This is a genomic window from Parendozoicomonas sp. 2304DJ65-17, from assembly GCF_058148445.1.
The window spans coordinates 76864-99016 of the sequence record NZ_JBYVJV010000006.1; the positions used below are offsets into that span (position 1 = coordinate 76864).

Annotated in this window: 23 protein-coding genes; 8 read left to right on the top strand and 15 right to left on the bottom strand. The window is 47.2% G+C overall.

The window, feature by feature from the left end; genetic code table 11:
* The first annotated feature begins 144 nt into the window (after positions 1–144).
* Positions 145–684 (top strand): gamma carbonic anhydrase family protein, encoded by a 540-nt coding sequence (locus ACY2RR_RS15595; protein ID WP_490109094.1) that lies wholly within the window; start codon positions 145–147, stop codon positions 682–684.
* Here ACY2RR_RS15595 and maiA read toward each other — a convergent pair.
* The 8 genes from maiA to hppD form a co-directional block, all read right to left on the bottom strand.
* A complete protein-coding gene (gene maiA / locus ACY2RR_RS15600) occupies positions 681–1307 on the bottom strand; it encodes a maleylacetoacetate isomerase (RefSeq protein ID WP_490109095.1) in 627 nt (208 codons plus the stop codon). The genes ACY2RR_RS15595 and maiA overlap by 4 nt on opposite strands.
* 15 nt (positions 1308–1322) lie before the next feature.
* Entirely contained in the window at positions 1323–1769 is a 447-nt protein-coding gene (locus ACY2RR_RS15605) for a YaiI/YqxD family protein (RefSeq protein WP_490109096.1), read from the bottom strand.
* Between the two features lie 68 nt (positions 1770–1837).
* Positions 1838–3685 carry a hypothetical protein gene (locus ACY2RR_RS15610; RefSeq protein ID WP_490109097.1) on the bottom strand — a complete coding sequence of 616 codons (1848 nt, stop codon included), beginning with the start codon at positions 3683–3685 and terminating at the stop codon, positions 1838–1840.
* A 107-nt stretch (positions 3686–3792) separates the two neighbouring features.
* Positions 3793–4776, bottom strand: coding sequence for a fumarylacetoacetate hydrolase family protein (locus tag ACY2RR_RS15615; RefSeq protein WP_490109098.1), 984 nt, complete (start codon positions 4774–4776; stop codon positions 3793–3795).
* Entirely contained in the window at positions 4773–5927 is a 1155-nt protein-coding gene (locus ACY2RR_RS15620; protein WP_490109099.1) for a homogentisate 1,2-dioxygenase, read from the bottom strand. Before ACY2RR_RS15620 ends, ACY2RR_RS15615 begins: the two co-directional genes overlap by 4 nt.
* A 54-nt stretch (positions 5928–5981) precedes the next feature.
* Positions 5982–6323 carry a 4a-hydroxytetrahydrobiopterin dehydratase gene (locus tag ACY2RR_RS15625; RefSeq protein ID WP_490109100.1) on the bottom strand — a complete coding sequence of 114 codons (342 nt, stop codon included), beginning with the start codon at positions 6321–6323 and terminating at the stop codon, positions 5982–5984.
* A 21-nt stretch (positions 6324–6344) separates the two neighbouring features.
* The gene (gene phhA, locus ACY2RR_RS15630) at positions 6345–7127 is read right to left on the bottom strand and encodes a phenylalanine 4-monooxygenase (RefSeq protein ID WP_490109101.1); all 783 of its coding nucleotides are present in this window, start codon (positions 7125–7127) and stop codon (positions 6345–6347) included.
* The gene (hppD, locus tag ACY2RR_RS15635; RefSeq protein WP_490109102.1) at positions 7127–8269 is read right to left on the bottom strand and encodes a 4-hydroxyphenylpyruvate dioxygenase; all 1143 of its coding nucleotides are present in this window, start codon (positions 8267–8269) and stop codon (positions 7127–7129) included. Before hppD ends, phhA begins: the two co-directional genes overlap by 1 nt.
* Before the next feature lie 75 nt (positions 8270–8344).
* Here hppD and ACY2RR_RS15640 point away from each other — a divergent pair, with 75 nt between their 5' ends.
* Positions 8345–9136, top strand: coding sequence for a hypothetical protein (locus ACY2RR_RS15640; RefSeq protein WP_490109103.1), 792 nt, complete (start codon positions 8345–8347; stop codon positions 9134–9136).
* 66 nt (positions 9137–9202) lie between these two features.
* On the opposite strand, the gene ACY2RR_RS15645 is transcribed toward ACY2RR_RS15640, so the two are convergent.
* The 3 genes from ACY2RR_RS15645 to ACY2RR_RS15655 all read right to left on the bottom strand — a co-directional run bounded on the left by ACY2RR_RS15645 (position 9203) and on the right by ACY2RR_RS15655 (position 12255).
* Complete coding sequence (locus tag ACY2RR_RS15645) at positions 9203–9799, bottom strand: acetate uptake transporter (protein WP_490109104.1); 597 nt, start codon at positions 9797–9799, stop codon at positions 9203–9205.
* Positions 9800–9966: 167 nt separating this feature from the next.
* Positions 9967–10464 (bottom strand): xanthine phosphoribosyltransferase, encoded by a 498-nt coding sequence (gene gpt, locus ACY2RR_RS15650; protein ID WP_490109105.1) that lies wholly within the window; start codon positions 10462–10464, stop codon positions 9967–9969.
* A 123-nt stretch (positions 10465–10587) separates the two neighbouring features.
* The gene (locus ACY2RR_RS15655; RefSeq protein ID WP_490109106.1) at positions 10588–12255 is read right to left on the bottom strand and encodes a hypothetical protein; all 1668 of its coding nucleotides are present in this window, start codon (positions 12253–12255) and stop codon (positions 10588–10590) included.
* A gap of 202 nt (positions 12256–12457) precedes the next feature.
* Between ACY2RR_RS15655 and ACY2RR_RS15660 the strand changes: the two genes are divergently transcribed.
* Positions 12458–13042: a YhgN family NAAT transporter gene (locus ACY2RR_RS15660; protein WP_490109107.1), complete on the top strand. Its 585-nt coding sequence runs from the start codon at positions 12458–12460 to the stop codon at positions 13040–13042.
* Positions 13043–13106: 64 nt separating this feature from the next.
* On the opposite strand, the gene ACY2RR_RS15665 is transcribed toward ACY2RR_RS15660, so the two are convergent.
* Complete coding sequence (locus ACY2RR_RS15665; protein ID WP_490109108.1) at positions 13107–14726, bottom strand: hypothetical protein; 1620 nt, start codon at positions 14724–14726, stop codon at positions 13107–13109.
* A gap of 479 nt (positions 14727–15205) precedes the next feature.
* Here ACY2RR_RS15665 and ACY2RR_RS15670 point away from each other — a divergent pair, with 479 nt between their 5' ends.
* The 4 genes from ACY2RR_RS15670 (at position 15206) to ACY2RR_RS15685 (ending at position 19484) form a co-directional block, all read left to right on the top strand.
* Positions 15206–16222, top strand: coding sequence for an amino acid ABC transporter substrate-binding protein (locus tag ACY2RR_RS15670; protein ID WP_490109109.1), 1017 nt, complete (start codon positions 15206–15208; stop codon positions 16220–16222).
* Positions 16223–16315: 93 nt separating this feature from the next.
* A complete protein-coding gene (locus tag ACY2RR_RS15675; RefSeq protein WP_490109110.1) occupies positions 16316–17515 on the top strand; it encodes an amino acid ABC transporter permease in 1200 nt (399 codons plus the stop codon).
* A 15-nt stretch (positions 17516–17530) separates the two neighbouring features.
* Positions 17531–18628 carry an amino acid ABC transporter permease gene (locus ACY2RR_RS15680; protein ID WP_490109111.1) on the top strand — a complete coding sequence of 366 codons (1098 nt, stop codon included), beginning with the start codon at positions 17531–17533 and terminating at the stop codon, positions 18626–18628.
* A gap of 127 nt (positions 18629–18755) precedes the next feature.
* Positions 18756–19484, top strand: a complete 729-nt coding sequence (locus ACY2RR_RS15685; protein WP_281645369.1) for an amino acid ABC transporter ATP-binding protein — start codon at positions 18756–18758, stop codon at positions 19482–19484.
* Here the strand turns inward: ACY2RR_RS15685 and ACY2RR_RS15690 are convergent.
* Positions 19426–20379, bottom strand: coding sequence for a hypothetical protein (locus ACY2RR_RS15690; RefSeq protein WP_490109112.1), 954 nt, complete (start codon positions 20377–20379; stop codon positions 19426–19428). The two genes, ACY2RR_RS15685 and ACY2RR_RS15690, sit on opposite strands and share 59 nt — an antisense overlap.
* Before the next feature lie 122 nt (positions 20380–20501).
* The gene (locus ACY2RR_RS15695; protein ID WP_490109113.1) at positions 20502–21071 is read right to left on the bottom strand and encodes a TetR/AcrR family transcriptional regulator; all 570 of its coding nucleotides are present in this window, start codon (positions 21069–21071) and stop codon (positions 20502–20504) included.
* A 100-nt stretch (positions 21072–21171) separates the two neighbouring features.
* Between ACY2RR_RS15695 and ACY2RR_RS15700 the strand changes: the two genes are divergently transcribed.
* A complete protein-coding gene (locus ACY2RR_RS15700) occupies positions 21172–21624 on the top strand; it encodes an HPP family protein (RefSeq protein ID WP_490109114.1) in 453 nt (150 codons plus the stop codon).
* A gap of 96 nt (positions 21625–21720) precedes the next feature.
* Here the strand turns inward: ACY2RR_RS15700 and ACY2RR_RS15705 are convergent, their stop codons facing one another.
* Positions 21721–22146 carry a GFA family protein gene (locus tag ACY2RR_RS15705; RefSeq protein WP_490109115.1) on the bottom strand — a complete coding sequence of 142 codons (426 nt, stop codon included), beginning with the start codon at positions 22144–22146 and terminating at the stop codon, positions 21721–21723.
* Positions 22147–22153: the final 7 nt, after the last annotated feature.

Sequence of the window (22153 nt, forward strand, 5' to 3'; positions counted from 1 at the left end):
AAGTAGCCCAGTTTCTTGCCTTTGCAAGAAACTGGGTCTTAACCCCATCAGATTTCAATACAGTGATTAGTTTGCATCCCTGCTTTTGTATTCATTATGCTTTGCCAACATTAACTCCACATACGAGAGCTACCAGACGTTCCTATGACTATACGCAGCTACCAAGGCAAAACACCCTCACTGGGCGATAAGGTTTTTGTTGACGACACTGCTGTCGTACTGGGTGATGTTTCAATAGGAAAAGACAGCTCTATCTGGCCCTGCGCAGTGATTCGGGGCGATATGCACGAAATCCGCATTGGTGAACGCACCAGTGTTCAAGATGGCTCCGTACTTCACATTACCCATGCAGGCCCCTACAACACCGATGGCTGGCCTTTGCATATTGGTGATGACGTTACCATCGGCCATAACGCCACTTTGCATGGCTGCACAATTCACGACCGGGTACTTATTGGCCTTGGAGCAATTGTGATGGATGGTGCGGTTGTAGAGCCTGAAGTTTTAGTTGCGGCAGGCGCTATGGTTCCGCCAAAAGCACACCTTCAAAGCGGATATGTGTATAAAGGCAATCCAGCCAAGAAAGCCCGCCCTCTTACCGACAAAGAACGGGATTTCTTTCTGTACTCTTCCAAAAACTATGTTCGTTTAAAGAACAAACATATGGCCGAGCAAAACGGTTAGACCTTATCAGGCTGATTCTCTGGAGCAGCCTGAGCAAATGCATCCAGCGTCATGCAATGTTCCCAGATGCTTACGATTTTGGGGAATGCAGAAAGATCCATAGAAAAACGTTTGGCATTTTTCACCTGAGGGATCAGGCAAACATCCGCTAAGGTCGGTGTATTCCCCACACAGAAGGGAGCAGCTTCAACCTGCTGCTCCAGAGCCTCAAAACTCTTGGCAATCCAGTGGTGATACCAGGTTGTTACTGCTTCCTCACTCTGGGACAGATCATTTTTCAGATATTTAAGCACCCGGGAATTATTCAAAGGATGAATGTCGCAGGCAACCTCATAAGCCAGAGCTCGAACGTGAGCCTTCTCCCAGGCTGACTTTGGCAACAGGGCTGGTTCCGGATAGGTTTCATCCAGCCACTCAATAATTGCCAGCGACTGCCCCAGCACTCCTTCCTCAGTTTCTAGTGCAGGAACCAACCCCATAGGATTTACCGCTTTATATTCCTGTTCATTCTGCTCGCCGTTAAGCAGATTGACTGCAACCTGTTCATAATCCAAACCTTTCAGGTTCAGGGCGATACGGGCTCGAAATGCAGCAGAGGAACGAAAGTAGCTGTAGAGTTTCACGGTTAGCCTTTCTTGTTATTTGTGTTGAGCCAAGAATTTATCCAGAGCGTTGCCAAAATCCATTTTTTCCCGATTGCCCAACGGCGGTGGGCCTCCGGACACCTGGCCAGTGCTGCGCATTTCTTCCATAAAATTCCGCATAGCCAGACGATGACGTATGTTTTCCTGATCGTAAAACTCACCCCGGGGGTTCAGGGCATGTGCGCCTTTCTGCAAAACTTCTGCCGCAAGAGGAATATCTGCTGTAATCACAAGGTCGCCAGACACGCATTCCTGAACAATATGATTATCCGCAACATCAAAGCCAGCAGGAACTTGAACAGAGTTGATTAAGGGAGAAGGAGGTGTTCGGAGATACTGGTTTGCAACCAGTGTCATCTCGGTTTTCGTGCGCTGAGCAGCCTTGAACAAAATCTCTTTAATGACATTAGGACAAGCGTCGGCATCAACCCATATTTTCATTTGAGCAATCCGGAAGGTATCAGTGATTGCAGAGTGTCACAGCCAGCCGGTACTGTCACCTGCTGTTGTTATACAGAGGTCTCTATGCCGGCATGAGAGCCAAGATGCTCAACATCCAGTGTCTTTTGGCAGTATTTTAAATGAGAAGTCAGTGCCTTTTTTAATTCCTCACAGAACTCACTGTGCCTTGCAATTATGCACTCTCTCTCACCAATGTATTCGAGTGTTTGTAAACACTTCTGCATGTCATATATCTGAGCCATACAACCTTGCAGGTATCCTTTGGAATCCGCTATTTTCCTTGCCCTACTGATGAGAGCGTTGAATTCCTTTATTGCATAAGAAGCCTCATGCAAGTTAACTGCTATGATTTCTTTGTTATCTACCAGTCTTGCAAGCATATCCCTTTCTTTATCGGTTAAATCGGCTTTCACCCAGGTAGCAGCTGACACCATGCTTTGGCTCATCAGAGTAGAGACTGCCCATACAGTTCTTTCCATTTCATTAGAAAGCTCGGCTAATTTCTGAGGAATCTTCTGCTGGTACAGATATTCGTTAAGAACACGGTGCTTGTTGAAACAAGATTTAAATGAGTCCCTAACATGCTTGAGTGATGAATGAGTCATAGCTACAGCATTGTGAGCAGCGACATTATCTTCATTCAAAATACGCTGCACTGCTCCAAGGGGACATGTCATCAGGTGGCTTAGTGTGAGCTCTTCACGAGCACCATCAAAAAACTCTGGAAAGGTTCCAGCTAAATGTGAGATGTGTTCAGCAAATTTTGGTAGAGGAAGCGTCCCAAAGTGTTCCCCAAACCTGTCCTCATCAATAAAGTCTTCAAGTTTTTTCTCTGTTTTGTTTGTTATTTTTACATAGGCAAGTATTGGTCCTACAAGGCTCAAACAAACCTCTTTCTCCACCCAGTCCTTCTCTTCGTGTCTATTCGTGTAATCTATTAAGATTCCGTTTGCTCTCTCCATCTGCTTGCCAGTCGCCCTTGAGTCTATACACGATGCAGTTACAGTTACCATCTCTCCTGCCAGAAGCTGCACAAATCTGTTCTCTACAAGACTCCGCTCTTCAGGGTTGGATGGGATACATGCTGTTCCCGCATATCTTTTCTTTATAAAAGATTCGAGCTCACTGATAGTTTTGCACCTGATCACAGAACCTCTAAATAGAGGATCAACACTCAGCCATGAAAGAGCTCTTGCCTCAACCATGCCCTTATCAATGCAACCGGGAGCACCACCTTTGCAAATGACATCCAGTTCATCCGTCACCAATTGCTTCTGATAAGGCCTTCTTCGAGAAGCCTGGCTAGAGAAAGCCTCATAATATGAAGAGGTAAAATCCTTACCTCCAAAATGTTTCTTTCCTACCTTGTCAGCTACCAACTCACCTAAACGAGTTGAAAGAATCTCTGAAAGTTTCGTCTTTACTTCTGGTGACCCAAAAGAAAGGCCAGTTATATGCCGTGCAACCTGTAAAGCTTCCTCGGGAGTGTGAATAACCCAGATATAATCTTCAAATGCACAGCTATCACCCAGTTCAGCCATAATCTGCAACTTAAGAATGTCTTGAGCTCGTTGTACTTCAGCTTCCAAATGAGCACTTTCTTCCGGAGGAGGGGACAAGGTTCTCTCAAACCAGGATGGATCACTGCGTCGTTTAATATTTCTCTCTGTTACATGCAAAGCTTCCATGCTTAATGAATGAGACCTTAAAAGCTCTGGAGCCGGTTGCATGAGAGTTGCAGAGGAACCAGTAGTCGCAGCACTTTCTGAGAGTTTGCGATTGAAAACCCTGACCCCTGATTGGCCACTGACATAATCCCCACCAACCAGCTCAACACTAACGAGCGGCAATGCAGAATCAGAGATGCCTGTTTTTTTAAACGTGGGAGCGGCCATGAATCCCTCAAACCTGTGCATTATGGAATGAGTATTTAAGACCAACAGGCCAAATCTAAGTTTCCATCAGAAACTAACGAGGTGGTTATATAAAAAGCTATACATTTTTATTCAGCTACTTTGGAAACCTTCTGATCTATAGCACCGAAAATCGACTGCTTTGCGTCCGTTAACATTTCGATCCGCACGCTCTCTCCAAAACTCAAAAAACTGGTTTTCGGCTGCCCTTTTTCAAGAGTTTCCAGCATCCGTCGTTCAGCAATACAACAAGAACCTACACTGCGATCTTTATTTGAAATGGTGCCAGAACCAATAATAGCTCCAGAGCCTAGATGACGAGACTTGGCAGCATGGGAAATCAGCTTGGGAAAGTTAAAGGTCATATCTGTTGCGCAATCAGGCTGACCAAACAGCTCTTCACCCCTGTGAACCAGCAAGGGCAGATGAACCATTCCACCCTTCCAGTATTTACCCAATTCATCCGGTGTTACAAAGACCGGAGAAAAGCTGGAGGCTGGCTTGCTCTGCACAAAACCAAAACCCTTTCCAAGCTCTGCCGGAATTAAATTGCGAAGAGAAACATCGTTCACCAAACCCAGTAATCGAATAGAACTTTCAGCCTCTTTCTCCGATGCACCCATGGTCACATCGCCAGTGACAACAACCACTTCTGCTTCAAAATCTATCCCCCAATCTTCGCTGGCCAGTTCAATATCATCACAGGGACCAAGCATTTGATCGGAACCGCCTTGGTACATTAATGGGTCAGTCCAGAAAGACTCCGGCATATCAGCGCCGCGAGCTTTGCGCACCAGTTCCACATGATTCACATAAGCACTGCCATCCAGCCATTGATAAGCTCGGGGTAGCGGCGCAGCAAACAGTTCTGGAGAATAATCCACCGCTGCCGGGTAATCTCCGGCATTCAGCCTTTCATACACTTTTTCCAGCGCAGGTGCGGCTGTTTCCCAATGATCCAGTGCTTCCTGCAGAGTTGCTGCAATATCAGATACAGCCACCAGCCGGGAAAGATCTTTAGAAACAACAACCAGTTGCCCGTCTCGCCCCGCTTTCAGAGATCCCAGTTTCATTTGGTTTCTCCTTCACACAGTTCTGACGTTTTCCACGAGTTAACATAGTTTTTATCTTCCACCGGCCACAGGGTATCAACCATTTTCAGTGGACGACGGGAGTCCACCATAACCGCCACTTCATCAGTTCCTGTGGCAGGGTTTGCCAAGCTCTTTTCCAATGCTTTGGGATGAGGGCCGTGGGGGAAACCACAGGGATGGAAAGTCATCATGCCTTCATCAATGTTGTCACGACTGAAGAAGTTACCCCGGTGATAAAACAACACTTCGTCGTAGTCATCGTTGTTATGGAAGAACGGAACCTTGAGAGCACCAGTATCAGTTTCCACAGGTCGGGGAACAAACGTACAAACCACCAGCCCGGAACCAACAAAGGTAGAATGCACAGAAGGTGGCAGATGATAGCGGTGGCTCATCATCGGCCGAATATCCCGCCAGTTAATCCGCAACACCATATTGGTACCGTGCCAGCCAACAGCATCCAAAGGGTTAAACGGGTAGGTCACTTTAGAAATATGGCCTTCACGCTTTACATAAATCTTCCAGCTGTTTTCGTCCTGCTGACCAAGAAAGCGTTCGTTAATTTCTGGATGATCAAGACAGGCGGGATCAAAAATAGCGTTGTAACCAGCCAGCCCTTTATCGGGAAGAGACAGCAAACCATCGGTATTTTCAATCATCAGAAAAGAACAGGGCTCCGATGTTTCGACACGCCATGCTGTTCCCCGGGGAATCAGCAGGTAATCCCCATCCCGAAAACTCAAATGTCCATAATCACAAAAGAGATCACCTGTGCCGTTATGAACAAATAACAGTTCATCGCCATCACTGTTGCGCACCAGATATTCCATATCCCGTGACAGTTTCCAGAAACGCAGGCGAACATCCCGATTATAAAGAAGCGGAGCAGACAACCATGGACTTATAGCTTCCGAGTGAAGTTTGTTCAGATCAAAAGCATGTGGGCGAAGCGGGCCTTCCCACTTTTCCCAACCTGTTGGCGGGTGCTTGTGATGCATGTGGGAAACGGGGCCATAAAATCCTTCCCGGCCCAGCTCTCTTTCATAGGTTCCCTTTGGCAGATCACAATGAGCCTGCCGGGATGACTCCCCCTCACGAACCGGAAGGCCGTGAGTATATTTATTATTCATTTTTAACATCCAATGTTGTTTCTATACTGCGTTGAATCCTTAACGCAGGTCTAACTAATCCTCAAAAGCCTTGTCCGTTCGGGCTGCCATAATGAAATCATTTTTATGCAGCCCTTTGATGCTGTGGCTCCACCAGGTCACGGTAACTTTTCCCCACTCTGTTAAAAGGGCAGGGTGGTGACCTGCAGCTTCTGCCAGTTCACCAACAGCATCAGTAAACGCCAGAGCTTTTTTAAAATTCGAGAATTGGAAAACTCTTTCCAGCTGAAGAATTCCTCCTCTGTTTTCCATACGCCATTTCGGCAGCTGTTTGAGCAACTCTGCAATTTCAGGTTCGTTCAACAGTGCAGCCCGGGCTTCACAGGGCGCACACTTGGACTCTGATAACTCACTCACGGCATCACCTGCTTATTGTCATCAGTCGTTGGTAAAGAGTGGTGGCAGCAAACCCGTTTGGCGAGCTTCCGCCACCATCAACATAATGTCCTGTTTGCTGAGATCATTCAGCTCAGACATTCTATCTATCACGTAGTACAAAGGCTGAAGAATATCGATACGGTATGGTGTTCGCAGCGCCAGAACCGGATCAAACTTTTCTCGCCTCGGAGCAATACTTTCTACGCTCCACTTGGTTTCTTTGGGGCTGGAAAGAATGCCTCCACCATAAATACGTAAACCGGCAGGAGTATCGATCAAACCAAACTCCACAGTGAACCAATAAAGTCTTGCGAGAGACACCCGTTGTTCGTGGGTAGCCCCTTTACCCAACTTTCCATAGGTGTGGGTAAATGCAGCAAAAGAAGGATTGGTTAACAGAGGGCAGTGGCCGAATATCTCATGGAATATGTCCGGCTCTTTCAAATATCCCATATGCTCGGGGCGGCGAATAAAGGTCGCGACCGGAAACTTCTTATCCGCCAACAAAGAAAAGAACCTGTCGAAATCAATCAGTGCCGGAACTCGCTCAACCTGCCAGCCTGTGGCTTCTGTTAAAACCTTATTCAGCTCACCAAGCTGCGGAATATGGTCGTGAGGAAGGTGTAACCTTTCCAACCCATCCAGATACTCCTGACACGCGTGCTCGGGCATCAGGTTTATCTGCTGCTCAACAAGCTTTGCCCAGGTTTCGTGCTCCTGCTCGGTGTACTGAATCACACCATCAGCATCCGGTTCCCGGGCAACGTAAGAAGACTCTTTCATTATTGCTCTGCCTGCTGTCCCTGAAGAAGATCACCCTGAACCTGAGCAGCCTGATTGGCGAGCACGCCCCGCTCTATCTGATCTCTTTCGATACTCTCAAATAAAGCCTGGAAGTTACCCTCTCCAAAACCTTCATCACCTTTGCGCTGAATGACCTCAAAGAAGATAGGGCCAATTACTGTGTCAGTGAATATCTGCAAAAGCAGGCCACCGTGGTCATCACCATCCAGAAGAATGCCCCTGCTCTTCAATTCCTCAACATTCTCACCATGATTGGGTAATCGTTCATCCAGCATGTCGTAATAAGTGGCGGGAGGAGGAGACATAAACTTCACCCCAGCACTGCTTAAAGAACTCACAGTTCTCTGAATATCATTTGTACTCAGGGCAATATGCTGAATACCTTCCCCTTTGTATTGTTGGAGAAACTCTTCAATCTGGCTGTTGTCATCGGAGGATTCGTTAATGGGGATGCGAATTTTGCCGCAGGGGCTGGTCATTGCCCGGGACTTCAGGCCTGTCAGTTTGCCTTCTATGTCGAAGTAACGAATTTGTTTGAAGTTAAAATAGTGCTCATAAAAAGCTGCCCACCGGTTCATATTGCCCCGGTAAACATTGTGGGTGAGATGATCAATCTCATACATGCCGAAGCCAGAATGTTGATCACTCACATTATCTATAGGTTCAAAATCCACATCGTAAATTGAACCCTTGTCGCCATAGCGATCAACAAAATAGATATGTGCGCCACCAATGCCTTCAATACCGGGAATATTCAGCTCCATATAACTGGCTTGCGATTTCAGCGGGCTGGCGCCCAGTTTTAAAGCGCGCTCCATGGTGTGCTTTGCATCCGCAACACGGAAGGCCATTGCGCAGGCGCAGGAGCCGTGACGGTTCATAAAGTCATGGCTAAAACCGGAGCGTTCGGCATTAATAAGAAAGTTAATCTCCCCCTGACGCCACAAGGTGACATTACGGGAACGATGCTTCGCAATCGCTTTAAAACCAAGAGTGGAGAACAGCATTTCCAGCTCATGGGGATCAGCCGCGGCGAACTCAACAAACTCAAAGCCGTCGGTTCCCATAGGGTTGGTTTCAGAAATTAAACCTTCCTTGGGTGAACTGAGAAGAGCATCCATAAGAGCCTCCGTGCCCTATAGTTATTCTTAAAAAGTATAGAGCCGCTCAGGCAAATAGCCGCAAGGAAGATTTATATGGGTGTATACCGCTCAGGGCGACAGCCGGTTAAAACAGCTCAACAGCAAGAAACTTTGCCGCCGCCAACCAAGCAGCCTTTGAGTAAAAAGTTCTTTGCAGGTTTATCAACGGCCAAAGCTGCAGTAGGAAGGCTCTTCAGTCGTTCATCGTCATCCGTGCCTGAACCAGCCAAACCTCTGGAGCGTTACAAGGTGTCCTTTCCTCCGGAAAAAGAAGGCACAATTTCCCAAACAGGGGATAAAGCTCCATTAGAGTCACAGACCCGCCTTGATAAAAGGCAACACAACATGCACCCAGATTTTTTCAATTCCGTGAAGGCTGCGCTGGATTCTTCTGACAAAGATCTGGAAACATTCCTGCGGAGTTTTGCTAACACTAATGATCTGTCCAAAGTTCATGATTACTTGCTCACCAGATCAGAACTGACAACAGAAAGGATTTCCCTGCTAGAACGCTGTAAATACAGCCTCCTTATTAAAGAAGTTGCCAGAGATATCTGCTTTGCAGAGGCTGACAGTTCAAAAAGCTCTGTTTCATTTAGGCATGATATGAAGCAGCTCGATGTCGATGATAGAGAGCTGATGGTTCAGGTGAACAGAACCAAAAGGGGAAGAGACCTTCGATTGATGAAAGATGAATCCCGCCTTTTCAAAGATCTGAGAAGAGAAATCCGAGACACAATGGAAGACGAAAAGATTATTTATGATCAACGTCTGAGAGGGCACACTCCAACCCAAAAGAAAGGTATAAACAGGGAAACCCTGAGAAGAAATAAGGACAAGTGGTAACGCTTAATTGAGAGCATAAAAAAACGGAGCGCGAGGCTCCGTTTTTACATTCCGTTCTGCAAATAACTATGCAGGAACTGCCTGACCAGTCATCTGTGCAGGACGTGGTGCACCGATAGGCATAACAGTACGACCATACTTTTCGTTCAGTACCAGAGCAAAAGCTTCGTACAGAGCGCTTGCACCACAGAAGATACCAACGTAACCAGCCAGAACGCCAATAGCGTGGTTGCCGGTAAAGTCTTTAGCTGCCAGCAGGAAGAACAGAATAGCCAGAGAACCAAAAACGATTTGGCCGATACGTGGGCCAGTCAGGGTTCCCAAGAAGAAGAAAGAAGTGAAGATACCCCACAGCAGCAGGTACCAGCCAACAAACGCGGCGGATGCTGGAGCAGCCAGACCCAGTGCAGGCAGAGTCCAAATCATAACCAGAGACCACCAGAACAGACCGTAAGAGGTAAATGCAACAGTACCGAAGGTGTTGCCCTTACGGAATTCCATCATGCCAACCAGAATCTGAGCCAAACCACCGTAGCAGATACCCATAGCGAGAATTACTGCATTCAGCTCAAAAAAACCTGCGTTATGCAGATTGAGAAGAATTGTTGTCATACCGAAACCTGCCAGACCGAGTGGGGCAGAATTTGCGCTGCTGGTAGCCATTGGATAAAGCCTTAAAAGAGAGATATTTGTGTGTATCGTTGAAAAAATACACACAAAGTTGAATGAGCCGCGCGAATTGTAGGGAGCAGGAATTATCGTTTCAATAGAACTGCGGAAAGCCACTAAATAACCAGCATTTATTCATAGTGGCAGTGATTCTGCCTTGGTTATCTATTAACCAAAGGTTTTGCGTATCCCAGCTCCATATCCCATGGGAACCGAACCCAGGTGTCTTGTGAAAACTCATCAACAGAAGTATCAACAAGCTCCTGCCCAGAAGGTTTTACATAAAGGGTGGCAATATGTGCGGCTGGTAATAGTCTTCTGACTTCCCGAAGAGTTGTTCCAGTATCAACCAGATCATCAATAACCAGATATCCCTGCCCGTCAGTTTCAAGCATGGTGTTTTTGATAACTTTCAACTCACCAACTTGCTGATGATCGTCATAGCAGGAGATACAGAGCGTATCGATAAGGCGGATATTTAATTCACGGGCAATAATGGCCGCAGGAATCATTCCTCCACGAGTAACGGCAATTATGCCTTCCCATTTTTTATTATCTCCCGGTGCTTTCTTAAGCAATTCCCAGGCAAGTTCTCTGCTATCCCGGTGTAATTCTGACCAGGTTTTTATAACGTCTTTGGTATAGGGTGACGAGGTCATTGTTAGAGCGTTTTTTTGGGTGAATTAAAAATTCGCCCCATAGTATGACCATCTGGTCAAAATTAACAGGCAGACATTCAACCCGTAATATCCGGGTTGAATGCTTACCAGACTTTTAAAAGTTTAACGGGCGTTAACACCACTCAAGCCATAACCGGTATAAGGTATAAAATCAGGCACTTGGAGAATCCTGTTGTGCTGAATTTTAGCGTTCTCTTCATCGATTTCTTCAATCTTGTACTCTCCCAGGATTATTTGTTTATACAATTCAACACCACCCCGGTTATAGACATTGAATGTTCTCATAATGTCTTCTGATTCAAGGCTATACATCAAGCTATCTCCACTCGCCACCATATACTCATTGTTGTAGGTATCTGGAAGAGAAAGTACATAGTGACTTCTTGTGGTCAGCTCACCTTTTTCCAGCTCCAGAGTTATGCGAACAACATCGTTACCTGCATGCTTGGTTCTCACATACAGATGAGTACAGATATCAGGAGCATCGCTGTAACAAGTGGCACCATATACACTCTTTACCCGAGGAGTGGTGTTTGACTCTCCATCTGTCGTCCACTTTGTAGACAGTTTATTAAGAAGAGTTTTAGTCATCGTCTCGTCGGTAGCTACACCACCATCCTTATCAACCAGAACCTGCAGTGTTCTGGGGCCGTTCAGTGTTTTCTGAACACCCATATCACCAACAATAAATGTAGTGTTATTGAGAGCCACAATGCTGGTTGTATCTACACGCCTTTCATCTTCCTGTTTTACAGCTCCAATTTTCTTTAGAGTCATAGCCGCATGGTCAAGACGATAAATATTCCCCATAACCGCTACTACCATCTCATCTTCATTACCTGGAATGTCAGAGATACGGACTTTGTACATTGGCAAAGTCTCAGCCTTAATTTTGTAGGCTCCATCATCTCCTTCCAAAGGCTTGCCATCCCACGCTTGTGACAGCCCGGGAAGCAATCTTTCCGCTGCGTCCAGAGCCTCCTTTTTCGTGGTTATCTTGTTTTTATCCGCATTCCAGAGTTCTTTCACGAGGGTTTTGGAAGGGCCGTCTTTTTTGAGCATGAGCTTAAGAAGGGCTTTATATTCTGGAGATTCTTGTTGATCCTTAAGAGCAACCAGCTTTGTCATGCCGCCATCCATGGACTCATTGCCGTACTTCTCAACAACTTTCTGCCACAATTTCTTGCTGTATTCTTTACTGATCAAACCTCGCTCAACCAACATATCAAAAGATTTGCGCATGGATGCTGATTTTCTTGCGTCCTCAAAGCTATGGAAGAATTTCTTTTTATTTCCATCTTCCTGATCAAGGTCAGGGTCGTGAATGATTTGAGTTCCTTTCTGAAAAGCAGTTCTTGCCAGAAGTTTTACTTCCTGAGTGTTCTTCTGGAAAGTATGAGAATCCGCAAACTCATCACCAAGAATCACATAGTGATGATCATATCCACCGTCCGCCCGTGGAGTTAAACGATTCAAAACTCCACCAGCTGCGGCAATATAAATCACGCCATCTTTTTTGCTGAATACAGGAGCGCCACCAATTGGCAGACTTTCTCTCACTGTGCCATCAGGAAGGTGAAGTGCAGGCAGCTGATAGGTCAACCACTGACTACCAACTATATCAAACACCATGAAATAGCTGATCTGGCGGTTCTTGTTCAAGTTGTAGAGCTCCACGCCACTGCTAACAGCAACCATCACAGCTTCTGTTTCATAGGAGGCCGTGTGAGGGGCTTGAGTTGCATGAATATCTGGATTATCGACAGGCATAGAACTTCTCCTTATCCATAGAGTGAAGCGAGTTTCCTTATAGGGTTAAAAAAGTAGACCGGCCAATAATTATCGGGTTCCCGCAGTATCAGCATTGTTAGTGATACTGACCAAAATCTGATATCTACAAATAAGGGCACTTAAGGCACAATGCGGCTTCTGCAAATCCCTGCCTCACCTTTATAAAAACGGATTAAAAATAATGGAGATCTGGAGCGCAGCACTGACGCTGTTTCTGATCATGGACCCTCTGGGCAACCTGCCCGTGTTTATGTCCATTCTTAAGTCAGTTCCGGAAGAACGTCGCAACAAGGTTCTTATCCGGGAGCTATTAATAGCCCTGCTTATAATGATGATTTTCCTGTTTGCTGGTCAGGCCATTCTGGATGCTATGCATCTTCGCCCAGAAGCCGTCAGCATTTCCGGTGGTATTATTCTGTTTATCATCGCTATCCGGATGATCTTCCCATCAGGCAATGGATCTCACGATGAGGCGCTCAAACATGAACCATTTATAGTGCCTTTGGCCACACCTTTGGTGGCGGGCCCTTCTCTGCTGGCTTCCCTGATGCTGCTGGCAAACCGACAGCCAGATATGCTTGCTGACTGGACGATTGCGGCCGTTGGCGCCTGGGTGGCGTCTTCCGCCATTCTTATGTTCTGCAAACCTTTGTATAAAATTCTGGGCGACAGAGGCCTTATGGCGATTGAGCGCCTGATGGGTATGATTCTGGTTATGCTGGCTGTGCAAATGTTGCTGGATGGGTTGGTCCAGTACTTCCAGTAAAGTCCGCTCATAAAAAAGCCCGCACTAACGTTTCGTTAATGAGGGCTTTTTTTATTCCACCGGTTTATTCCATGCTCGCCAGGCGAACATACACTCCTCCGGTACCGTGAGAAGAGTAAGGAAGTGCATCTGGCGTATCCTCCAGCATTTTCTTTCCTGTGTGGTAACCAAGGTTTTGTGCACCTTCTATCGTTGCGCCACCTTTTATCTGAGCAGGAAGAAGCCGAAGATTATCTTCAGCCTCTCTACCAGTCAGAGGCATTCCACCCGGGCGGCTCATGCGTTCGTTGTTTAAAGTATTGGAGTGTTCTTCCTTTGCTCCCTCCGATGCGGTTAACACACGACCGTTCCAATGAACCTTCATCGATACCAGATCCGCATCAGCATGTTTAGTACGCACATGAAGCGTGGTTTCGGTGTCAGTCGGAGACACAACCATTCTCTTACCTGCCAGCAGTGCTTTCACTCTTGGGGTTTCTGTATTCCAGTAAGGCTTAACCTGCGTTACCAGCTCTTTGGTCATATCAGGTTTATGAACAATCTCTTTTGTTCCCGGGGTACATACAACAACGCGAAAGGAGTCATACTTGGCGGGTGTTTGTGGATAATCTTCTTTAGCCATTTTCTCTGGATAACCCGTGGCATCGTCAGCCCCCATATCGCCAACAACAAACGTGTTCTTATCCAGTGCAACCAGATCACGTACATCAACCGGGCGGTTACCTTCCTGTGGAAGCGTTCCGATGTAATTCAGCTGACCATTGTGCTCCATACGGAATACTCGCCCCATCATGGAAACAATCATCTGATCATCATCGCCCGGAATTTCTGAAATGTTTACCCGATGAATAGGCAGGCGCTCATCATAGATCTTCCATTTCCACTCTTGTTTCTTGCAATCGAAAGTGTAAAGAAGCTGATCCCAGACTTGCGAAAGCCCCGGGACCAATCTGTCGGCAGCCGCCAGTAATTCTGATCGCTTCCCTTCAGAGTAAACCCGGTTATAACGCTCCCATATCTCTATGACTTCACTCTTGTGCGGGCCATCCTTCGACAGCATGTCTGCCAGAACCATCTTCCACTCATCGGAGCCTTTCTTCAGAGTTCCAAGCAGCTTCAACCCATCTTCGATACTGGTTTCAACTCCGCGAACCTTGTACTTCTTTTTCTCCAGAATTTTCTTGTGCTTATCTTCAGATACCAGCCCCATATCAACCAGAATACTGAAGTCTTCGGTTCTTTCTTTATAGCTCTGGTAAAATGTTCCCGGTGTGTCCACACCTTTCACCTTGCGCATGATCGGTGGATCAAGAAGTTGGGTATTTCCCTTCGCCAGCAACCTCACCGGTTCACTGTTTTCAGTAAAGGTCACAGGAGCATCATGCTCAGCATCAGCAATCTCTGCATAGCTGTGCTTATAGCCTCCAGCAACAGGGGTAAGTCGGTTAAGAATGCCGCCAGCAGCACCGATATAAATCGTTCCGTCTGGGTGCACATAACAGGTACTTACAAGAGGACAGCTTTCTTTCTGACCCTTTAACTTTGGCAGCTCATAAGTCAGCCACTCTTTGGCGGTGTCATCGTAGACGTAGAAGTGACTGAGCTGACGGTTGGTACCAAGGTTGAACAGATCAACACCATGGCTGACCAGTACGGCCTGATTAGGGCGAGGGGAAGCCTGCATAAACATCTCCTTGTTATCGTAGTGTACATTAGCTCTTTACAATTCCATGGCTTAAGCCAATAGCTCCATTGCTGTTAACCAGCAGCTACTTCCTGAGACGCATATACAAGGGATAAGTTTTTCTAAATGGAGATTCTCCGGTTAGTCCCCCTAACAGACCTGTTGCTCCCTCTTACCGTTCAAACTTGGGGCACCCGCCCCAAAGCCTGACAAAAACCCTTGGTCTCCTGCGCACCAAGTTGATACATTAAGTTTCTATATCTGCCCATAACCTGTACATCAGGCCGACGGGGCTGGATAAAAGAGCCCGGAGTTGGGGAGCTCTGGTGTTTATTCCCAAGACTTTCAGCATTTCTGAAAAAGGTGGGAATAGTGGTCTCGAATTTGCTTTGCCGTACTTGTTTTGTAGACAAGTACGGTCTGGCAGTAGTCCGACAATAAAATAACTACAAACAATAAATAACAAAGAGACAGAAACCATGAATAAAGCTATCAAGCTGGCAGGTGCCGCTCTGGCGCTGACTGCCGCCTCAGGCCTGACTCAGGCCGCAACTCTCGACAGCGTAAAAGAGCGTGGCTACCTGCAGTGTGGCGTAAGTACAGGTCTGCCAGGTTTCTCCAGCCCTGACGAGAAGGGTAACTGGACCGGTATTGATGTTGATGTTTGCCGTGCCATGGCTGCTGCAACTCTGGGCGACGCTTCCAAAGTTAAGTACGTTCCCCTGACCGCTAAAGAGCGTTTCACTGCTCTGCAGTCTGGTGAAATTGATGTTCTGTCCCGTAACACCACCTGGACCCAGACCCGTGACACATCTCTTGGCCTGAACTTCGTAGGCGTGAACTACTACGATGGTCAGGGCTTTATGGTTAACAAAAACCTGGGCGTAAGCAGTGCTAAGGAACTGGATGGCGCGACTGTCTGCATCCAGGCCGGTACCACCACCGAGCTGAACATGGCGGACTACTTCCGCGAAAACAAAATGACTTACCAGCCTCTGGTATTTGATACATCTGCCCAGACTATTGCCGGTTTCGAAGCTGGCCGTTGTGACATGCTGACTTCTGACCAATCTCAGCTGTACGCTCTGCGCACCAAGCTGGCCAAGCCAGGTGATGCTGTCGTTCTGCCAGAAATCATTTCCAAGGAGCCTCTGGGCCCTGTTGTACGCCAGGGTGATGACCAGTGGCTGAACATTGCCAAATGGTCTTTGTACGCACTGGTTAACGGTGAAGAGCTGGGACTGACTTCCACCAACATCGAAACTCAGAAGAAGGGTGACAATCCTGCCGTTTCCCGTTTCATTGGTAAGACCGGCCCTGGTGGCAAGGCTCTGAACCTGCCAGACGACTTTGCTTATCAGATCGTTAAGCAGGTTGGTAACTACGATGAAGTCTTTGAACGCAACGTTGGCGCCAAGTCTCCGTTGTTGATCAAGCGTGGTATCAACGCACTGTGGAAAGACGGCGGCATCGTTTACGCACCTCCTTTCCGTTAATTCCTGCCTGCGTGGGTTGGGTTACGTCGCTATGAGGCTAACCCAATCTGCGACATCACCTTCTGATAAAAGAATTTCCAAGGCAGGTTTAACGTGTCTGAAAACAATACCCACTCCGCACATGCCGAGAAACCGGGAGCTTTACGTTTCTGGTATGACCCCAGAGTCCGCAGCGTTCTTTTTCAGCTGTTCTTTATCGGGCTTCTGGTTTTCCTTATCTCCACCATTATCACCAACACCACAAACAACTTAGAGCAGCGTGGTATCACCACGGGCTTTGACTTCCTCAGTCAGGAAGCCGGTTTTGGCATTATCCAGAGTCTGGTGGAATATGACGAAACCCACACCTTTGGCAAAACGTTTATTGTTGGCCTGCTGAACACAGCGCTGGTTGCCGTGCTGGGCGTTATTCTGTCTACAGTTGTTGGGTTTCTGGTTGGTATCGGACGACTGTCCAGTAACTGGCTGATTGCAAAACTGTCTACTGCCTATGTTGAAATCTTCCGAAACATCCCTGTTCTGCTGCAAATCCTGTTCTGGTATATCGCCGTACTGCGGGTACTGCCATCTCCACGGCAGAGCATCTCACTGGGTGAATCTGTTTTCCTGAATCTTCGGGGCTTTTATATTCCTTCACCCGTTTTCGAAGAAGGCTCATCAATTATTCTTGCCGCTCTAGCTATTGCTGCAGTACTGGCTTTTGGTGTTTCCCACTGGGCAAAACAGCGTCAGATTAAAACCGGCCAAACATTCCCAGCATTTCGCGCGGGTCTTGCATTGATGGTGACTCTGCCCGTTTTGGCATGGGCAGCAGCAGGGCAACCCATATCTCTGGAGCTACCAGTCCTGAAAGGCTTCAATTTCCGTGGTGGTTTAACAGTGATGCCAGAACTTATGGCACTGCTGCTTGGCCTGACCTTCTACACGGCGTCGTATATTGCCGAGAACGTACGAGCCGGTATTGAAGCGATTAACAAAGGCCAGAGGGAAGCTTCCGGCGCTCTTGGCCTGAGTGAAGGGCAGACCATGCGTCTGGTTGTTATTCCGCAAGCCATGCGTATCGTAATTCCACCTCTTGCCACCAACTACATGAACCTGATCAAGAACTCCTCTCTGGCCACTGCCATTGGTTACCCGGAGCTTGTGAATGTGTTTATGGGTACAACCCTCAACCAGACCGGACAGGCTATTGAGATTATCGCCATGACCATGGCCGTTTATCTCACCATGAACCTGTTGGTTTCCCTGTTTATGAACTGGTTTAACAAGCGCATGGCGCTGGTTGAAAGGTAAGGGCGGAGCAGAACAATGATAGTCAACGACAAAACTATTCCAGATCGCCTGGCACCGGCTTCCAGCCGAGGGTTGATCGGCTGGTTAAGAGCAAACCTGTTTTCCACACCCGGCAACAGTGTGATGACTTTGCTGGGGCTGGCATTTCTGGCCTGGACGATTCCTCCATTGTTCCAGTGGGCAGTACTTGAAGCGGATCTGATTGGTTCAACCAAAGATGCCTGCACCAGTGAAGGCGCATGCTGGGTATTTGTATCCGCACGCTTCCAGCAGTTTATGTATGGCTTCTACCCGGACTCTGAACTCTGGCGGGTAAACATCTTCTTTGTAGAGATGACCGCCGTTCTAGTTTGGGTACTGTGGGACAAAATGCCCAAGCGTAACTGGGGTGGTATCTGGTTCCTGACAGGCTTCCCAGCCACCAGTTTCCTGCTGCTTTACGGTGGTTTTGGCTTAGAGGTTGTAGAGACCCATAAGTGGGGCGGCTTAATGCTGACTCTGGTGCTATCACTGGTGGGTATGGTGATCGCACTTCCGGTTGGTGTTTTGCTGGCACTGGGTCGCCGTTCAGATATGCCCGCCATCAGTTCTTTCTGCACCATCTTCATCGAAGTCTGGCGTGGTGTTCCGCTGATCACCATTCTGTTTATGGCCTCGGTAATGCTGCCTTTGTTTGTACCCGGTGATATCGAAATGGATAAGCTGGTGCGAGCTATGATTGGTATCAGCCTGTTTGAAGCTGCACTGATAGCCGAAGTTATTCGTGGTGGTTTGCAGGCGATGCCGAAAGGTCAGTACGAGGCTGCAGATGCGATGGGACTGAGCTACTGGCAGGGTATGCGCCTGATTATCATGCCGCAGGTTCTAAAGATTTCCATTCCCGGAATTGTGAACACCTTTGTTCAGCTATTTAAAGACACCAGTCTTGTACTCATTATTGGCCTGTTCGACCTTCTTGCAGTTATGCAGGCGGGTATTACCGATGTAAACTGGCCCAATATTTCCATTGAAGCCTTTGTCTTTACCGGATTTGTTTTCTGGATATTCTGCTTTGGAATGTCTCGTTACAGCATGGCTCTGGAACGGAAGCTGGATACAGGCCATAAAAATTAGAAGCACATAACAACAAATACACAAATAACAATTACAGGGTTTTGATATGCAAGCAGACGTAGCAGAAAAAGCCGAAGAACAAACCCAGCAGAGCGTGTCCATTGAGAAACTCGCTGGCGCCGAGACCATGATTGAGCTGAAAGGCGTAAACAAATGGTATGGCGATTTTCACGTTCTCAAAGACATCAACCTGACCGTAAAGAAGGGTGAGCGCATTGTTGTCTGCGGACCTTCCGGCTCCGGTAAGTCCACCATGATCCGTTGCATCAACCGCCTGGAAGAGCACCAGGAAGGCATCATTGATGTGAACGGTGTAACGCTGACCAACGACCTGAAAAACATCGAACACATCCGCAAAGATGTGGGCATGGTGTTCCAGCACTTCAATCTCTTTCCACATCTGACCGTTCTGGAGAACTGTACTCTGGCTCCGATCTGGGTTCGCAAAATGCCCAAGAAGGAAGCGGAAGAGATTGCCATGAAGTATCTGGAGCGAGTAAAGATTCCAGATCAGGCAAACAAGTTTCCCGGTCAGCTTTCCGGTGGTCAGCAACAGCGTGTAGCGATTGCCCGCAGCCTGTGTATGAATCCTGAAGTGATGCTGTTCGATGAACCTACGTCAGCCCTTGATCCGGAAATGATCAAGGAAGTGCTGGACGTAATGATCGAGCTGGCACAGGAAGGTATGACCATGATCTGCGTAACCCACGAGATGGGTTTTGCCCGTACCGTGGCGAACCGGGTGATCTTTATGGATGGTGGACAGATTATTGAAGAGAATGCACCAGAGCCGTTCTTTAACAATCCTCAGTCGGATCGCACCAAGCTGTTCCTGAGCCAGATTCTAAGTCACTAAAATCAACAGCACGATAGAGAAAACCATTCGCAACTCTGGGAGGATAAGGAGGTTCCTCCCAAGGGTTTGGCCAGTCTGTTTTTACAGGTATACCCTTTTCAGGAAAATTTACCCTTGCCACTCTGCTTATAGGCTTTCCTAAAAGTTTAGAGAGTTTTGCAGCGTACTGTGCGTTTTCAAAATCCTGCCTTGCCTCTTTAAGACTGTGCGTATGTGCCTGTGCATGTTCATAAATCTCCTCAGGGTGAGGCTCAGGAGGGCCATACATAAGCAGTGTGTTTTGATCGTAAAGTCTGAGAGCTTCCTGCTCGAGAAGTTCTCGCGGCATTCGGGAAAGAGTGGCACGGTAAGCATCTCTGGGGTTATCGAAAAGAGAGTTAGCTTCTTTTCGTTTCTTGTCTGCGAACTCACTTCGCTCTGCCAGAATCTGTGCAAACCCTCGCCCCTGAGGTACAGGTTTATATCTTTCTTTTCGGAAACCCAAGCGCTTGCTCACGGTAGTGACTAAACGACCATAGTTTCGGTAACAACGCTTTCCCAACTCTGCAGTTAACATCACAAGGCCAAAACCAACCGCCCACGCTGAGAATAAATAGATAGGGTCTGCCAGAAACTCCTGACGGCAGTCTGCATTCGTCCGCGAGACAAGAACCTCTGTCTCGGTGCAGGCCCAGGCAGATAAAGAACTCCTCAAGTATCGGCCAATAAAAGCCCCGACAAGAATGGCAACGGAAACAGGACCATACTGATACACAGTCCGACCAAAAGCTTTCAGGGAATTCTTAGGGTTGGATTTACGAGACGTTCCATTGTGAAAACCAAGCTCAGACAGGTTCTCAAAACTGTCTGACCTGAGACTCTTTTGCAGTGGCGATATGGGTACGGACTGATTCATTCAAATAATCCCTTATCTTCGCCCTCGCTGTGTTTGGAAGGCTTAATGGCCAGCCTTTAAGGCTGGAACCAAAGAATTATCATCAGAACAAAAAAGGTAGAAATCACTAACAGAGCTGACAGTTACACTGTGCCAACTTCTGACATAGATAAGATTCCCAGAGCCAGAGGAATACACTTCTCGGCAGCATCACTGTCTTTAGAAACATAGGCCGTCACTATCGCTCCCTCTTTGAGTATGCAAAGTGCATCCAGAAGTTTTTCGCTTTTATTGGTAAGTTTTTCCTTTAACAGTGCTCGAACCTGATTTTTGTGCGCTTTGCAGAACAGCAAAATATCCTTACAGGTGTCGTCTTTCTCAATAGCGGTATTAATAAAAAAGCATCCCCGAAATGGCAACAGAGTACCGGTTTTATCCTTAAACCAGCGGGTTAAAGACTCGAACAGTGTGCGGATAATCTCTTCATCATTCTGGGTCTTATCCAGTTCAGCGCGCAGCCAGGAAAAGAACCTTTCATCCCGAGCTTCCAGCGCAGCAAGTATCAAGTCATCTTTGCTGGAGAAGTGGTTATAGAGGGTTTTTTTAGCCACTCCTGAGTCTTTCAGAACCTCGTTGATCCCAACAGAGTTAACCCCTTTCTCATAGAACAGTTTCAGGGCCGCTTCGATTAATAGCGTTCGCTTGTCGGTCATACCTTACCTCTTTTCAGCATATAACTTTGACAAGGGGAGACCAACTTGTCTATCCTTTGCACCAAAAGTAGACAAGTCTGTCTACCAAAGGGTAAGAGATATGAAAGATTTGATTCTGTCCGTGTTCGCCGGCCTTGGTGCAACCTTGGCAATAGGTGTTCTGGCCTTTGCCGATACTGCGAGTTCTAACTTCGTTTTACTCATGGCACCCTTTGGAGCCTCTGCTGTTCTGGTGTTTGGTGTACCAGAAAGCCCTTTGGCACAACCTAAGAACGTCATTCTAGGACATCTGCTTACAGCGTTTGTCGGTATAGTTTTTTCCCAGTTTATTGGTGTAACCCCTTTCACTCTTGCAGTGGCCACAGGCATAGCCATTACCGGCATGCTGGTAACAAAAACCACTCATCCACCTGCAGGAGCTAACCCGATTCTGATCATGCTTGCTGGTGAAAGCTGGGGCTTCTTGGTTTCACCGGTGCTGATTGGAACCCTCTCGATTGTTGCGGTGGGTATCGCCCATAAGCGCCTTCGTCACAGACTGGTTATGGAATAAGTAACCTATGGGCAAGGTGACGTTTTCAGTTAAGTAATCTGCTATGCAACTTTATGAAAATACCTGGCTTAAAAGATAAACAGCAGTTTTTAGTTTTCACTGACCTGATGAGAAAGCTTCGATAACTTCAGCTTCCGTCATTTCTTTGGTTTGATTACCAAACTCATAACCTGCAGGTTTTCTGTCAATGAAAATCTGCAGGTTCAGTTCAAAATCATTATCTGCAAACAAACCCGCCGGCATCATATACATCATCTTTTCACCGGCCGGGTAACGATAAAACAAATGCGTTCCACAGGTTCGGCAAAAGCCTCGCTCAGCCCATTCCGATGAGGCAAAAGTGGAAACATTCTCTTCCCCATCAAAAACAACATCATCACCACAATTCACCGAGAAGTAAGGCCCTCCGCCCCACTTTCTGCACATCCCACAATGGCAGGCACTCATGTGTTTGCTGGCTTTGGCAGCTTTTACTTCAATAGCACCACAAAGACAGCTTCCTTTCATCGGTTCGTTAGCCATAAATCCT

Coding starts and splice junctions, on each gene's coding strand:
- ACY2RR_RS15595 (WP_490109094.1), top strand. CDS start 145: ATGACTATACGCAGCTACCAAGGCAAAACACCCTCACTGGGCGATAAG.
- ACY2RR_RS15605 (WP_490109096.1), bottom strand. CDS start 1,769: ATGAAAATATGGGTTGATGCCGACGCTTGTCCTAATGTCATTAAAGAG.
- ACY2RR_RS15610 (WP_490109097.1), bottom strand. CDS start 3,685: ATGGCCGCTCCCACGTTTAAAAAAACAGGCATCTCTGATTCTGCATTG.
- ACY2RR_RS15615 (WP_490109098.1), bottom strand. CDS start 4,776: ATGAAACTGGGATCTCTGAAAGCGGGGCGAGACGGGCAACTGGTTGTT.
- ACY2RR_RS15620 (WP_490109099.1), bottom strand. CDS start 5,927: ATGAATAATAAATATACTCACGGCCTTCCGGTTCGTGAGGGGGAGTCA.
- phhA (WP_490109101.1), bottom strand. CDS start 7,127: ATGAAAGAGTCTTCTTACGTTGCCCGGGAACCGGATGCTGATGGTGTG.
- hppD (WP_490109102.1), bottom strand. CDS start 8,269: ATGGATGCTCTTCTCAGTTCACCCAAGGAAGGTTTAATTTCTGAAACC.
- ACY2RR_RS15640 (WP_490109103.1), top strand. CDS start 8,345: ATGGGTGTATACCGCTCAGGGCGACAGCCGGTTAAAACAGCTCAACAG.
- ACY2RR_RS15645 (WP_490109104.1), bottom strand. CDS start 9,799: ATGGCTACCAGCAGCGCAAATTCTGCCCCACTCGGTCTGGCAGGTTTC.
- gpt (WP_490109105.1), bottom strand. CDS start 10,464: ATGACCTCGTCACCCTATACCAAAGACGTTATAAAAACCTGGTCAGAA.
- ACY2RR_RS15655 (WP_490109106.1), bottom strand. CDS start 12,255: ATGCCTGTCGATAATCCAGATATTCATGCAACTCAAGCCCCTCACACG.
- ACY2RR_RS15660 (WP_490109107.1), top strand. CDS start 12,458: ATGGAGATCTGGAGCGCAGCACTGACGCTGTTTCTGATCATGGACCCT.
- ACY2RR_RS15665 (WP_490109108.1), bottom strand. CDS start 14,726: ATGCAGGCTTCCCCTCGCCCTAATCAGGCCGTACTGGTCAGCCATGGT.
- ACY2RR_RS15670 (WP_490109109.1), top strand. CDS start 15,206: ATGAATAAAGCTATCAAGCTGGCAGGTGCCGCTCTGGCGCTGACTGCC.
- ACY2RR_RS15680 (WP_490109111.1), top strand. CDS start 17,531: ATGATAGTCAACGACAAAACTATTCCAGATCGCCTGGCACCGGCTTCC.
- ACY2RR_RS15685 (WP_281645369.1), top strand. CDS start 18,756: ATGATTGAGCTGAAAGGCGTAAACAAATGGTATGGCGATTTTCACGTT.
- ACY2RR_RS15690 (WP_490109112.1), bottom strand. CDS start 20,379: ATGAATCAGTCCGTACCCATATCGCCACTGCAAAAGAGTCTCAGGTCA.
- ACY2RR_RS15695 (WP_490109113.1), bottom strand. CDS start 21,071: ATGACCGACAAGCGAACGCTATTAATCGAAGCGGCCCTGAAACTGTTC.
- ACY2RR_RS15700 (WP_490109114.1), top strand. CDS start 21,172: ATGAAAGATTTGATTCTGTCCGTGTTCGCCGGCCTTGGTGCAACCTTG.
- ACY2RR_RS15705 (WP_490109115.1), bottom strand. CDS start 22,146: ATGGCTAACGAACCGATGAAAGGAAGCTGTCTTTGTGGTGCTATTGAA.